The 14,158-nt window shown below is 65.5% G+C and carries 9 protein-coding genes; 6 read left to right on the top strand and 3 right to left on the bottom strand.

Annotated features, from left to right (window positions below; all coding sequences use genetic code 11):
* Window positions 1-8: 8 nt before the first annotated feature.
* Window positions 9-686, bottom strand: coding sequence for a response regulator transcription factor (locus tag V7D81_RS09915; RefSeq protein ID WP_324316185.1), 678 nt, complete (start codon window positions 684-686; stop codon window positions 9-11).
* A 10-nt stretch (window positions 687-696) separates the two neighbouring features.
* Window positions 697-2,172, bottom strand: a complete 1,476-nt coding sequence (locus V7D81_RS09910; RefSeq protein ID WP_442958342.1) for a DegQ family serine endoprotease — start codon at window positions 2,170-2,172, stop codon at window positions 697-699.
* A gap of 344 nt (window positions 2,173-2,516) precedes the next feature.
* Here V7D81_RS09910 and V7D81_RS09905 point away from each other — a divergent pair, with 344 nt between their 5' ends.
* The 5 genes from V7D81_RS09905 to V7D81_RS09885 all read left to right on the top strand — a co-directional run bounded on the left by V7D81_RS09905 (window position 2,517) and on the right by V7D81_RS09885 (window position 9,196).
* Window positions 2,517-3,131: an RNA polymerase sigma factor gene (locus V7D81_RS09905; RefSeq protein WP_324316182.1), complete on the top strand. Its 615-nt coding sequence runs from the start codon at window positions 2,517-2,519 to the stop codon at window positions 3,129-3,131.
* Between the two features lie 15 nt (window positions 3,132-3,146).
* Window positions 3,147-4,142, top strand: coding sequence for a FecR domain-containing protein (locus V7D81_RS09900; protein ID WP_324316180.1), 996 nt, complete (start codon window positions 3,147-3,149; stop codon window positions 4,140-4,142).
* A gap of 284 nt (window positions 4,143-4,426) precedes the next feature.
* The gene (locus V7D81_RS09895) at window positions 4,427-6,040 is read left to right on the top strand and encodes a hypothetical protein (protein WP_324316178.1); all 1,614 of its coding nucleotides are present in this window, start codon (window positions 4,427-4,429) and stop codon (window positions 6,038-6,040) included.
* Between the two features lie 42 nt (window positions 6,041-6,082).
* A complete protein-coding gene (locus V7D81_RS09890; RefSeq protein ID WP_324316176.1) occupies window positions 6,083-6,820 on the top strand; it encodes a phosphatase PAP2 family protein in 738 nt (245 codons plus the stop codon).
* Between the two features lie 93 nt (window positions 6,821-6,913).
* Complete coding sequence (locus V7D81_RS09885) at window positions 6,914-9,196, top strand: TonB-dependent receptor plug domain-containing protein (protein ID WP_324316174.1); 2,283 nt, start codon at window positions 6,914-6,916, stop codon at window positions 9,194-9,196.
* A gap of 99 nt (window positions 9,197-9,295) precedes the next feature.
* Here V7D81_RS09885 and V7D81_RS09880 read toward each other — a convergent pair whose 3' ends face one another.
* On the bottom strand, window positions 9,296-9,946 hold the full coding sequence (locus V7D81_RS09880) for a YceH family protein (RefSeq protein ID WP_324316173.1): 651 nt from the start codon (window positions 9,944-9,946) through the stop codon (window positions 9,296-9,298).
* Window positions 9,947-10,131: 185 nt separating this feature from the next.
* Here V7D81_RS09880 and V7D81_RS09875 point away from each other — a divergent pair, with 185 nt between their 5' ends.
* Entirely contained in the window at window positions 10,132-14,094 is a 3,963-nt protein-coding gene (locus V7D81_RS09875; protein ID WP_442958343.1) for a DUF3683 domain-containing protein, read from the top strand.
* The last annotated feature ends 64 nt before the right edge of the window (window positions 14,095-14,158 follow it).

The raw sequence follows: 14,158 nt of genomic DNA, 5'->3' as shown, positions 1-14,158 counted from the left end.
AGAGAGGATCAGGCTTCATCCTTCAACACATACCCCGCCCCGCGCACCGTATGAATCAGCGGCCGCGAAAAACCCTTGTCGACTGCGTTGCGCAGCCGGCTCATGTGGACGTCGATGATGTTGGTCTGCGGATCGAAGTGCAGATTCCAGACGCCTTCGAGCAGCATCGTCCGCGTCACGATCTGGCCGGGACGACGCAGCAGGTATTCGAGCAGCTGGAATTCCTTGGACGTGAGATCGATGTTGCGACCCTCGCGCGTGACGCGGCGGCTCAGCAGATCCATTTCCAGGTCGCCGAGCAGCAGGCGGGTCTCGGCGCCCGACGACGAGTTGCGACGATTGAGTGCTTCGATGCGTGCCAGCAGTTCGGAGAACGCGAACGGCTTGGTCAGATAGTCATCGCCGCCGGCCTTGAGTCCATGCACGCGGTCGTCGACCGTGCCGAGTGCCGACAGGATCAGCACCGGCGTCTGGTCGGATTTCTGTCGCAGCGCGCCGATGATGGCCAAGCCGTCCATGCAGGGCAGCTGCCGGTCGGCGATGATGACGTCGTAGCGATTCTGCGTGGCGCGGGCGAGGCCGTCGCGACCCTCCGCGCTGTGCTCGACGGTATAGCCGTTCTCGCGCAGACCCTTGACGAGATATTCCGCCGCTTCGAGGTCGTCTTCGATCAACAGCAGGTGCATGGAGGCCATTCTAGCCCACGCGCACCGGCACGAAGATCTGTGCACTGTCGCGCTCGATCAGCAGCGCCACGACCTTGCCGCCCTTGCTCGCGGCCTTCTGCAGGTCCTGCACCGATTTCACGCGCGTGCCGTTGACGCCGAGGATGATGTCGCCGGGACGCACGCCGGCATCCGCTGCGGGGCCGTCCACGTCTTCGACCAGGATCGAACCTTCGGTTTCGGCCTGGCGCTTTTCTTCCGGTGCGAGCGGACGGATGGCGAGGCCGAGCTTGCTGGCGGAATCGGTGTCCGCACCGCCGCGCGAGGCGACCTGCGGACCTTCTTCCTTGATCTCTTCCGGGCGCGCCGTCAGTACCTTGCTGTTGCCATCACGCCAGACTTCGATCTTCACCGGCGTACCAGGCTTCGTTTCTGCGATGAGCGCCGGCACCTGCGAGGACGTCTCGATCTCGTTGCCGTCCACTTTCAGGATCACGTCGCCGGCCTTGATGCCGGCCTTGTCGCCCGGGCTGTCGGCTTCGACCATGCCGACCAGTGCGCCGTGCGGACGATCGAGCCCGAACGAGTCAGCGAGCTGTGCATCGACTTCCTGGATCGACACGCCGATGCGGCTGCGCGTGACCTTGCCGTTGGCGACGAGCTGTTCCTTCACATGATTCGCCACGTCGATCGGCACCGCGAACGACAGGCCCATGTAGCCGCCGGTGCGGCTGTAGATCTGCGAGTTGATGCCGACGACCTCACCCTTGAGATTGAACAGCGGACCGCCCGAGTTGCCGGGATTCACGGCCACGTCGGTCTGGATGAACGGCGTGTAGTTCGCTTCGCCGGGCATCGAGCGCGACGTCGCGCTGACGACGCCGGCCGTCACGCTGTTCTCGAAGCCGAACGGCGAGCCGATCGCGATGACCCATTCGCCGGGCTTGAGCTTCGATGCATCGCCGAGCTTCACCGTCGGCAGGTTCTTGCCTTCGATCTTGATCACGGCAACATCGGTGCGCTCGTCGACACCGACGACCTTCGCTTCGTATTCGCGGCGGTCGGTCATTTTCACCGTGACCTTCGACGCGCCGTTGACGACATGCGCATTGGTCAGGATGTAGCCGTCCGGACTGACGATGAAGCCCGAGCCCTCGCCGCGCGCCGGCTGCGGATTGCCGCGCGGGATCTGGCCGCCGCCGAAGCGACGGAAGAACTCATAGAACGGATCGTTCGGCGACATGCCGCGTTCCGGGAAATTGGCGACCGGCTCGGCTTTCTCGATGACCGCGACATTCACGACGGCCGGGCCGTAGCGATCGACGAGCGAAGTGAAATCCGGCAGGGCGCCGCTGAGATTGATGGGTGCCGCCGCAGCCGATTCTGTCGCGGCTGCCGCGAGGCCGCTGCCTGCGATGCCGGCGGCGACCTGATCCTGCGAACAGGCGGCGAGCGAGAAGCCGACTGCCGCCACTAACACCGAAGCCCGAACCCTGTGCGCGACCATTCGTGTCTCCGCGAAAAATGGATTGATCGATGTGTTCCGAAACCCGCAGGTTCCGACTCCGTCCAGTCAGACGCATCGCTGTACGGAAAGTTTGGTGACGCCCGCGGCCGAATCCAGTTTCTTACGAAGAATTCATGCCTATGGCGGCGTCCGCGGCATCGCGGTGCAATGCGCCTGTGGGGCGGGCTTCTGTCTGTAGGTCAGGCTTGCAGGTCAGGCTTGTAGGTCAGGCTTTAGCCTGACGCCTTATCCGGCCGGCTGAAGCCGGCCCCACAGGGAGAGGGCGCGATTGATCGGCCCGGCCGGCAGCGTCCAACGGCGGTCGGATTCTTCAGGTGGTTTTCTTGGCAGACGATCGGGAACTGGTGCGCCGCATGCTGGCCGGCGAGGAACGCGCGTTCAGCGTGTTCTTCGACGACTACTTTCCGCGCGTCTACCGTTTTGCGCTGCCGCGGATCGGCAACGATCCGGAAGCCGCGCGGGATGTCGTCCAGGCCACGCTCGTGAAAGCCATGCGCAACCTGCCGAACTATCGCGGCGATGCCGCATTGTTCAGCTGGGTGTGCCAGATCTGCCGCAACCAGATCGTCGATCACCTGCGCGTACAGCGCCGGCACGCCAGCCGCGTGGTACCGATCGAGGACACGCCGGAAATCCGCGCGGCGTTGGAGGCGATCGAAGCGCCGCCGCAGGATGAGCCCGCGTATCGCTACGGCAGCGAGGAAACGCGGCGGCTGGTGCGCAGCGTCCTCGATCGTCTGCCGGGGCGTTATGGCGATGTGCTGGAGTGGAAGTATGTCGACGGGCACTCGGTCGAGGAGATCGGCGCCATGCTGGGCATCGGGCACACGGCGGCACAATCGATGCTGGCGCGTGCGCGGGTTTCCTTTCGCGAAGCGCTGGAAACGGTTTTCGGCTCCACGGCGGCGGATGTACTGGCAGGAATGCGTGGTTCGTAGCAGCGCAATCGACCCATGAACGAACGTATCGACAAACCGGAAGCAGACGACGAGGCCGCACTCGAAGGGCTGCTGCGTGCGGCCGGTTCGCGCGAAATGCCGCCCGCGGACGTCGTCGACGAAGTGCGCCAGGCGGTGTACGGCGAATGGCGCGACGCGGTGCGGCGCCGTCGTCGCAGTCGTTTCGCTGCCTACGGCGTCGCCGCGGGTCTGGCGGCCGGCATCGTTGCCGCGGTACTCGTCTTCCAGCCGCTGCGCTCGCCGGGCGAGCCGATCGCAACCGTCGCGCGCGTCGAGGGCGCACTGCAGCTGGCAGTCGACGGCAGCGAGGAGTGGCACGCCGTGTTGCCGGGCGCGCCGCTCGCGAAGGGCGTCATGCTGCGAACCGACGAAGGAACGCGCGCCGCACTGGACATGCATGGACTCTCCGTGCGGATCGATGCGGGTTCGCTGATCGAGCTGCAGGCGGGCGATCGCATTGCGCTGGACAGCGGCGCGCTCTACGTCGACGCCGGCCAGCCGGCATCCGCGCCTGTGTCTGCGCTCGTGGTCGACACGCTCTACGGCGCCGTGCGACACGTCGGTACGCAGTACGAACTGCGCACGCTGCGCGCCGGCCTGTCCGTCAGCGTGCGCGAAGGGCGCGTCGAGATCGAACGCGCGGGCCAGACGTATGCCGGCACCGCCGGCGAGCAACTGCTGGTGCCGCGCGCCGGCGAGATCGAGCGCGAGGCGATTTCGCCGCAGGATGCGCGCTGGCAATGGGCCGCCGGCATCGCGCCGGTGTTCGCGATCGAACGCAAACCGCTCGCGGAATTTCTCGACTGGGTCGGGCGCGAGACGGGCAAGCGCATCGCCTATGCGACTCCTGAGGTGCAGGCGCGTGCCGAGCAGATGATCCTGCGCGGCTCCGTCAGCAACCTGCCTCCCGAGCAGGCGCTCGCCGCCGTGCTCGCCACGACGCCGTTCCGGCACGCGCAGACGCCGGATTCCATTCGCATCGAGCTCTGATCCCCTCCTCCGCGTAGCGGGGGCCGCTCCCGCGCATCCATGCGCTCGCGGCATTCGCACATCCATGTGCAGCAGAGGGTCAGGGTGGGGACCTCTCTCTTGCTGTGGGGCCGGCTTCAGCCGGCCTCTTTCCGGAAGTCAGGCTAAAGCCTGACCCACAAGAAGAAACCCCCATCCCGTCCTTCTCCCGCCGCGCGATTGTTCCGCGACAGCGGTTGCGTCCAACACGCGTAACCACTCGCGACGCCGACGCGTCGCTCACGAATCACGATGCGGTGAGAGTCATGAAGCCACGGCATGTCGCGGTTGCGGTGTGTTGTTGTCTCTGCATTCTGGCGGACCTCGCGCGTGCCGACGATGACGCGCAGGATGCGGCGCGATTGCACGAGGGCGCGCGCATCGGTCGCATCCAGATCCTGGTCGACGATGTCTTCGAGCAAGAAGATCCTCTGAGCGCGCCCTACCGGCTGGCGAATGCGCTGCACATCGCGACGCACGTCAAGACCATCGCCGACCAGCTACTGTTCCACACCGGCGACGTCTACGACCCGCGCACGCTCGAAGAATCCGCGCGCCTGCTGCGCGAGCAGCGCTATCTCGGCGACGCCAGCATCGAACCGCTGCGCTACAACGACGACAACAGCGTCGACGTCATGGTGCGCGTCCGCGACGTCTGGACCATGAGCCCGGGCATCTCCTTCGGCCGGCAGGGCGGCGCCAACAGCGCCAGCGTCGAGTTCGAGGACACGAACTTCCTGGGCCTCGGCAAGCAGATTTCGGCGGAGCGATCCAGCGACGTCGATCGCCAGGCCTGGCGCTTCGGCTATCGCGATCCGCATCTGTTCGGCAGCTGGTGGCGGCTCGGCGTGGCGTACGGTGATCTGAGCGACGGCAGCGAGAAATCGCTGTCGCTGTCGCGGCCGTTCTATTCGCTCGATTCGCGCTGGAGCTTCACCGCCGCCGCGGACGATGCGACATCGACCCGATCGCAATACTCGCTGGGCGAGATCGTCGATCAGTTCTCGATGCGCGAACGCAGGTTCGAGATCGGCGGAGGCTGGTCGGACGGGCTGCGCGACGGCTGGACGCGCCGTTATCTCGCGGGCATTCGCTACGAGCTGCGCGATTTCGCTCCACTCGAATCGAGCGTCGCGGCCGTGCCGGATCGCCGGGCGCTGAACTATCCCTGGTTCGGCATCGAGCTGATCGAAGATCAGTACCGCAAGACGCGCAATCTCGATCAGATCGGCCGCGTCGAGGATCTGTACCTGGGCCGGTCCGCGCGACTGGAAGCCGGCTATGCCTCGACGGCGCTCGGTTCGACCCGGGATGCGCTGATGCTGAGCGGTTCGGCGCAGGCGGGATTCGAGCCGGCGCCAGACCGGTACCTCGTCTACAAGAGCACATTTCACGGACGTGTCGAAGACGGCGAACTGCACGACGCCCTGCTCGAACTCGGCGGGCGCTACTACCTGCGCCAGTCGCCGCGCCGCGTGCTGTTCGCTGCGGCCACGGCGTCCTTCGCTGCCGCGCTCGATCCCGAGGAACAGCTCCTGCTGGGCGGCGACAGTGGCTTGCGCGGCTATCCGCTGCGCTACCAGGCCGGCACGACCCGCGCGCTCGTCACGCTCGAAGAACGCTTCTACACGCGCTGGCAGCCGCTGAAGCTGTTCAACGTCGGCGCCGCCGTGTTCTTCGATGCCGGACGCACCTGGGGCAGCGATCCGTATGCGCAGCCGTCGCTCGGCTGGCTGCGCGACGTGGGCATCGGCCTGCGCCTGGGCAGCGTGCGCTCCGGCCTCGGCAACGTCCTGCACATCGACATCGCCTGTCCGCTCGACGGCGGCGATGACATCGACAGCGTGCAGTTCCTGATCCAGACCCGCCGTTCCTTCTGATCCTCGCGAGGCATTCATGCAATTCATGCGATCGACCTGCGAATGAGTCCCATCGACGGCTGGTGGCGTGCCCTGCGCGGGCCGCTGGCGGCATTCGTCGTACTGGCCGCGGTGTTCGCGACGACGGACGCCGATGCGTGCATCGCCCGGTGGCTGTTCTTCGATGCCGACACCGGACGCTGGCTCGGCGCGCACAGCGCGTGGACCAACGCAGTGCTGCACACGGGCGGCGGGTGGCTGGTTCGCTCGGTCGTGGTGGCGGTGCTGTCGATGTGGATCGCCACCTTCATCGCCGAACCGGTGCGGCACTGGCGCCGGACTGCCGCCTATTTCCTGATCGCCGTGCTGCTGAGCGTCGGCATCGTCGGCGTGCTCAAGCACTTCACCAACGTCGACTGTCCGTGGGATCTGCTGTCCTTCGGCGGCCGGTTTCCGTACGTGCCGTTGTTTTCCGATCGACCGGATGCGCTGCGCGCCGCGCACTGCTTCCCGGCCGCGCATGCCGGTTCCGGTTATGCGCTGATGGCCCTGTACTTCGTCTTTCGCGACGTCGATCGCCGCAAGGCGCGCGCAGGCTTCGCGGCGAGCATGGCGACCGGATTGATCTTCGGCTTCGCGCAGCAGTCGCGCGGCGCGCATTTCCTGTCCCACGATCTGTGGAGCGCGATGATCGCGTGGAGCGTGTGTGCCGGCGTCTACTGGCTGGGATTCCGCGGCAGCCTGCGTGCCACGGCGGATGCGCCGATGCCTGAGGAACGCGCTTTGATTACCATGCCGTGAGTCGCAACCCTCCATGTGCAACCTTTGCAGTCAGTCCGGGCAGCCAGTTTGTTCGATCGCTCCTCATGCAGCCGCAGATGGCGCCCGACCTGTGTGTCGGGCAGCGCATGGCTGCTGCTGTTCCTTGGCGTCCAGGCCATCGCGGCCGGATTCATCGGCAGGAGCGTCGCCGACGTACTCGAACAGCTGCGCGGGCAGGGGCTGACCTTCATCTACAACAACGAGATCGTGCCCGACGACCTGCGCATCGCCGCGGAGCCGGGCGCGGATTCGGGCGTGGCGCTGGCGCGCGAGATCCTGAAACCGCACGGACTCGCGCTTACCGAAGTTGCGCCGCAGACGTTTGCCGTCGTGCGCATGCCGCCGCCCGCCGCTGCGGATAACGGCACAGTCGCCCGCACCGTCGCGCGCGATCCGCTCGAAGAAGTCGTCGTCCAGACCAGCCGCTACGCACTGGCGACCGAGATCGCAGGCTCGCACGCCTTCCTCGACCAGGTGCAGGTGACGAACCTGCCGCGACTCGGCGACGAAACCCTGCAGGCCGTGCAGCGCTTGCCGGGCGCCGCGGTCAACGGGTTCTCCAGCATCGGGCCGATCCGCGGCGGCGTTCCCAACGAGACGGCGATCCTGTTCGACGGCCTGCGGCTCTACGAACCGTTCCATCTCAAGAACTATCTGAGTCCCGTCAGCCTGCTCGATTCGCGCCTGATCGACGGCATCGACGTGTATTTCGGCGGTTTTCCTGCGCCCTATGGCGATCGCATGAGCGCGATCGTCGATGCGCGGTCCGTGCGCCCGGCGCCGGCGCGCTACTACGAACTCGGCCTGACGCTGTTTCATGCCAGCGCGCTGGCGGCAGCGTCGCTGGCCGAAGATCGCGGCCGGCTGCTGGTTTCCGCACGGCGCAGCAATCTCGGCGAACTGTCGCAGCTCGCCGAGAACGACTTCGGCAAGCCGGATTATTCGGACGGCTTCGCGCGACTCGACTGGCGCTTCAGCGATACGACGAGCGGCGCGCTGAACGCATTGCTGTCGCATGACCGGATCACGGCCGTGCGCTCCGAGGGCACCGAGCGCGCGCAGGACGAATCGAGCAACGGTTATCTGTGGGCGACGCTGGATCATGCGTGGTCGGAATCGTTGTCCAGCCGCGCGATCCTGTCGTGGACTCACGTGGCCGACGAACGCCGCGGCGAAGTGAACGATCCGGGCCGGCGCATCGGCAGCGTGCGCGACGACCGGTCGTTCGATGTCGCGGGTCTGCGGATCGAGAACGAGTGGCGCACGGCGGACCTGATGCATCGGTTCGGCGCGGAAGTACGCCGGCTCCAGGCCGAGTACGAATACGACGCCGACGTGTCGTTCGACGCCGGTTATCCGTTCGCCGGTTCGCCGCCGATCGACACGCTGCGACGGGTCGAACTGCATCCCGACGGCTACGAGGCGTCAGGCTACTGGGACACGCGCTGGCAACCGAACGCGCTGTGGGCATTGCAGGCCGGACTGCGCGTCGACACGCAGATCTACGACGGTTCCGGCGATTCGGCGCAGTGGAGTCCGCGCCTCAGCCTGCTCTACAAGGCGGGCGCGGACACGCGGCTGCGCGCGAGCTGGGGACGCTTCTACCAGTCGCAGGGCATCAACGAGCTGCAGGTCGAAGACGGCATCGACCGTTTCTACCCGGCGCAGCACGCGAATCACACGATCCTCAGCATCGAACATTCCTTCAGCTGCACGCTCGATGCGCGACTGGAGCTGTACCGCAAGGACTACCGGCGCGTGAATCCGCGCTTCGAGAACCTGTTCGATCCGCTGGTGCTGCTGCCGGAGCTGGCGTTCGACCGCGTGCGCATCGCGCCGTCGAGCGCGCGCGCCGACGGCGTGGAACTGTGGCTGAACTGGCAGCCGAGCGGCCACTGGAGCGGCTGGTTCAGCTACACCTGGTCGCAGGTGCAGGACCGCATCGACGGCGCGGACGTGTATCGCAGCTGGGATCAGCGACACGCGGTCAGCGCCGGCATCGCCTGGACCTACGGTCCGTGGGCCGTGACGCTGGCCGACACGTACCACACCGGCTGGCCGACCACCGAACTGACGCTCGGGCCGGACGCCACACCGGTCGTCGGTCCCCGCAATGCCGTGCGCTATGCCGATTTCAATTCGCTCGATGTGCGTGTCACTCGCACGTTCGCCCTGCCGCGCGGCGAACTCGACGTATTCCTCGAAGCCACCAATCTCTATTCGCACCGCAATCCCTGCTGCACCGAGTACCAGCTGGCGACCGGCACGGATGGCAATCCGGTGCTGGAATCAAACGTCGATTCGTGGCTGCCGCTCGTGCCGTCGTTCGGCGTGTTGTGGCGGTATGGGAAGTGAGAGAGGGAAACTCTCCTCCTGTGGGGCCGGCTTCAGCCGGCCTTCTTCAGGTGCAAAGGCCGGCTGAAGCCGGCCCCACAGGAAGAGCTTTCGTTGTCCTCACTCGAGCTTCGACTTCAGCTCGTCCAGTTCGCGGCGCAGTTCCGCGACCAGTTCTTCGAGTTTCTCGATGCGTTCGGCCTGCGGCGGCTGGCGCGCGGGCGTCGATACCGAAGCGACCGGAAGTTCGGACACGTCGACATCGCCGCTGAACAGGTGCGCGTAGCGCGAGTCGCGGCGGCCCGGCTCGCGCGGCAGTTGCGCAACGAAGGGGCCGTCCTCGCGCGTCGCCAGATTCAGCAGCGCCGTTTCGACTTCGCTGACCTCGTTCACGTCCGCCATGCGTGCTGCACGGGTCTTGAGTTCGCCAGGCGTCTGCGGACCGCGCACCAGCAGTTCGCACAGAATGGCGGTTTCGAGCGGGCTGAACGTCAACGAGCCGAAGCCGGTGTTGCAGAAACGGTGCTGGTATTTCGGCACGCGGCTGCCGAAGCCGGATTTGTCCAGGACCAGGTGCTTGCGCGACAGCGAATCCAGCGTCTGCTGCACCGTGCGCTCGTCCAGGTCCATGATCGGGTCGCGGTTGCTTTTCTGGTTGCAGGCGTTGGTGAGGGCGTTGAGCGACAGCGGGTATTGATCGGGGGTCGTGAGCGCCTTCTCGATCAGGCATCCGATGACACGGGCTTCGAGGGCTGTCAGCTCGATGTTCACGGGCGGTCCTTATGCAATTTTGTTAGGACAATATAGGCGAAGCGGCGACTGGCTGCTGGCGACTGGCGGTTGGCCAGAATTCGCTGTCGATTTCTTCTTCTGGCCAGTCGCCAGCAGCCAGTCGCCAGCAGCCCTCTGATATACAATTCGCGCGTCGGTTGTCCCAAGTTGCGAGATTTCCCTTGCTGAACCTGTCCCTGCCGCTCGATCCCATCGAGGCGGAACGCGTTCCCGTCCCCGCAGTGCCGGCGCGCCTGCGCGAGATTCCGTACAACTACACCTCGTTCTCGGATCGCGAAATCGTCATCCGCCTGCTGGGCGCGTCGACCTGGGACGTGCTGGAAGAACTGCGCAGCGAACGTCGCACCGGCCGTTCGGCACGGATGCTGTACGAAGTGCTCGGCGACATCTGGGTCGTACAGCGCAATCCCTATCTGCAGGACGACCTGATCGACAATCCGAAACGCCGCCGGCTGCTGGTCGAGGCGCTGCATCATCGATTGAACGAAGTCGAACGCCGCCGCGAACCGGCCGATGCCGAGCGTGACACCAAGGTCGGGCAGTTGCTGACGGCCGCGCGTGCCGCCGTCGAAGCGTTCGCTACGGAGTTCGATCGCGTCACCACGCTGCGCAAGCGCGCGCGGCGCCTGTTCGAGCGGCACACGCGCGAGGACTGCATCCGTTTCGATGCCTTCGCGCGCGTTTCGCACGTCACCGACGCCACCGACTGGCGTATCGAATTTCCCTTCGTCGTGCTGTCGCCGGATGCGGAAACCGAAATTCCCGCGCTGGTGCGCGACTGCATCGAACTCGGACTCACCGTGATTCCGCGTGGCGGCGGCACGGGCTATACGGGCGGGGCCATTCCACTCACGTCGATGTCGGCTGTCATCAATACGGAAAAACTCGAGCGCATCGATGCTGTCGAAATGACCGACCTGCCGGGCGTCGCCGACAAGGTCGCGACGATCTTCACCGAAGCGGGTGTCGTCACGCGTCGCGTCTCCGATGCCGCCGAGAAAGCCGGCTTCGTCTTTGCCGTCGATCCGACCTCCGCCGATGCCTCGTGCGTCGGCGGCAATGTCGCCATGAATGCCGGCGGCAAGAAGGCCGTGCTGTGGGGCACCGCGGTCGACAACCTCGCCTGGTGGCGCATGGTCGATCCGGAAGGCAACTGGCTCGAAGTCACGCGCCTCGCCCACAACCGCGGCAAGATCCACGAAGTCGAGGTCGCCTCGTTCGATCTGGTCTGGAAAGACGGTCGCGAGACGCCGGACCGCGCGCGCGTCATCAATACGGCGCGCATCGACATCGAAGGCCGCAGCTTCCGCAAGGTCGGACTCGGCAAGGACGTCACCGACAAATTCCTCGGCGGTCTGCCCGGCGTGCAGAAAGAAGGCTGCGACGGTCTCATCACCTCCGCGCGCTGGGTGCTGCATCGCATGCCGAAGCACATCCGCACGGTGTGCATGGAGTTCTTCGGTCACGCGCGGTTTGCGATTCCGTCCATCGTCGAGATCAAGGATTTCCTCGACCGCGAGGCACGCACGACCGGCGTGCAGCTCGCCGGCCTCGAACATCTCGACGAGCGCTACCTGCGCGCCGTCGGCTATGCGACCAAATCCAAGCGCGGCACGCTGCCGAAGATGGTGCTGATCGGCGATATCGTCGGCGACGACGAAAATGCCGTGGCGCGTGCGACCTCCGAAGTCGTGCGGCTCGCCAATGGCCGCGCCGGCGAAGGATTCGTCGCCGTCGCCGCGGATGCGCGCAAGAAGTTCTGGCTCGACCGTTCGCGCACGGCGGCCATCGCGCGCCACACCAACGCCTTCAAGATCAACGAAGACGTGGTGATTCCGCTCGATCGCATGGGCGACTACACCGACGCCATCGAGCGCATCAACATCGAGCTGTCGTTCAAGAACAAGCTGCAGACGATCGACGAACTCGACAAATACTTCGCCGGCGAACTGGAACTCGGCAAGGTCGACGATCCCGACATGGAGCGCGCCTCGCGCCAGGAATTGATCGGCGACCGGCAGGAACAGGCGCAGCAGGTACTGGCGACGGCGCGCGCTCGCTGGCAGTGGATGTACGACAACCTCGACACGCCGCTGCGCGACGCGCTGGGGGGCCTGAGCGAACTCGGTTTCGCACCGCTGCGTGGTGATTTCGAGAAGCGCCTTGAAGACGAGCCGGACCTGCGCGTATTCGATCTGGTGCAGGATCGCTCGATCCGTACGTCGTGGAAGAGCGAAGTGCGCTCGCACCTGCGCCGCCTGTTCGTCGGCGGCGCATTTGCGCCGGTGCTGCAGTCGGCCGAGGACATCCACAAGCGCGTGCTGCGCGGCCGCGTATGGGTGGCGCTGCATATGCACGCCGGCGACGGCAACGTGCACACCAACATTCCGGTGAACTCCGACGACTACGAAATGCTGCAGACGGCGAATCGCGCCGTCGAACGCATCATGGGCATCGCGCGCAATCTCAACGGCGTGATCTCGGGCGAGCATGGCATCGGCATCACCAAGCTCGAATTCCTCACCGATGCGGAAACCGAGGAATTCCGGCGCTACAAGGATCGCGTCGATCCGGACGGCCGCTTCAACAAGGGCAAGCTCATGCCCGGCGGCGATCTGCGCAATGCCTATACGCCGAGCTTCAACCTGATGGGCCACGAGTCGCTGATCATGCAGCACTCGGACATCAATTCGATCTCGGATGCGATCAAGGACTGTCTGCGCTGCGGCAAGTGCAAGCCGGTATGCGCCACGCACGTGCCGCGTGCCAACCTGCTTTATTCGCCGCGCAACAAGATCCTCGCCACCTCGCTGCTGATCGAGGCCTTCCTGTACGAGGAACAGACGCGGCGCGGCATTTCGATCCGACACTTCGACGAGTTCTCGGACGTCGCCGATCACTGCACCGTCTGCCACAAGTGCGTGACGCCGTGCCCGGTGAACATCGATTTCGGCGATGTTTCGATGGCCATGCGCGATCTGCTGCGTCGCATGGGCAAGAAGCGGTTCAATCCGGGTACCGCGGCGACGATGATGTTCCTGAACGCGACCAATCCGGAAACCATCAAGCTCACGCGCAAGGCGATGATCGACTGGGGCTTCAAGGCGCAGCGCTTCGCCAATCGCACGCTCGGCGCGTTCGCCGCGGGGCAGACGAAGCGCCCGCCGGCGACCACGGGCAAGCCGCCGGTGAAGGAGCAGGTGCTGCACTTCATCAACAAGAAGATGCCGGGCGGGTTGCCGAAGAAGACGGCGCGCGCGCTGCTCGACATCGAGGATCGCAACTACGTGCCGATCATTCGCGATCCGGCGCGCACCAGCAGCGAGTCCGAAGCGGTGTTCTATTTCCCCGGCTGCGGCTCGGAGCGCCTGTTCTCGCAGGTCGGCCTCGCAACGCAGGCGATGCTCTGGCACGTCGGTGTGCAGACGGTGCTGCCGCCGGGCTACCTGTGCTGCGGTTATCCGCAGCGTGGCTCGGGCGATTTCGAGAAAGCCGAGAAAATGATCACGGACAACCGCGTGCTGTTCCATCGCGTCGCCAACACGCTCAACTACCTCGACATCAAGACGGTGGTGGTGAGCTGCGGCACCTGCTACGACCAGTTGCAGGGCTACAAATTCGAGGAGATCTTCCCGGGCTGCCGTATCGTCGACATCCACGAGTACTTGATGGAACGCGGCGTGAAGCTCGAAGGCGTGACGGGCGTGCGCTACATGTACCACGACCCGTGCCACACGCCGATCAAGCAGCACGATCCGCTCAAAGTGGTGAACACGCTCATCAACGACAAGGTCAACGGCAAGATCGAGAAGAACGATCGCTGCTGCGGCGAGTCGGGCTCGTTCGCGGTGTCGCGTCCGGACGTGGCGACGCAGGTGCGCTTCCGCAAGGAACAGGAAATGCGTGCCGGCGCGGAGAAGCTGCGCGCCGACGGATTCAAGGGCGATGTGAAGATCCTGACCTCGTGCCCGTCCTGCCTGCAGGGCCTGAAGCGCTACAACGACGATGCCTCGACCGAGGCGGATTACATCGTCGTCGAGATCGCGCGCCACATCCTCGGCGAGGAGTGGATGCCGGCGTATGTGAAGGCGGCGAACAGCGGCGGGATCGAGCGGGTGCTGGTGTAGGCTTTTTTTCTTCCTGTGGGGCCGGCTTCAGCCGGCCTTCGGAAGAAGTCAGGCTAAAGCCTGA

This window comes from Povalibacter sp. (assembly GCF_036735925.1).
Classification (GTDB): domain Bacteria; phylum Pseudomonadota; class Gammaproteobacteria; order Steroidobacterales; family Steroidobacteraceae; genus Steroidobacter.
This window is presented reverse-complemented; position numbering and strand designations above follow the sequence as displayed.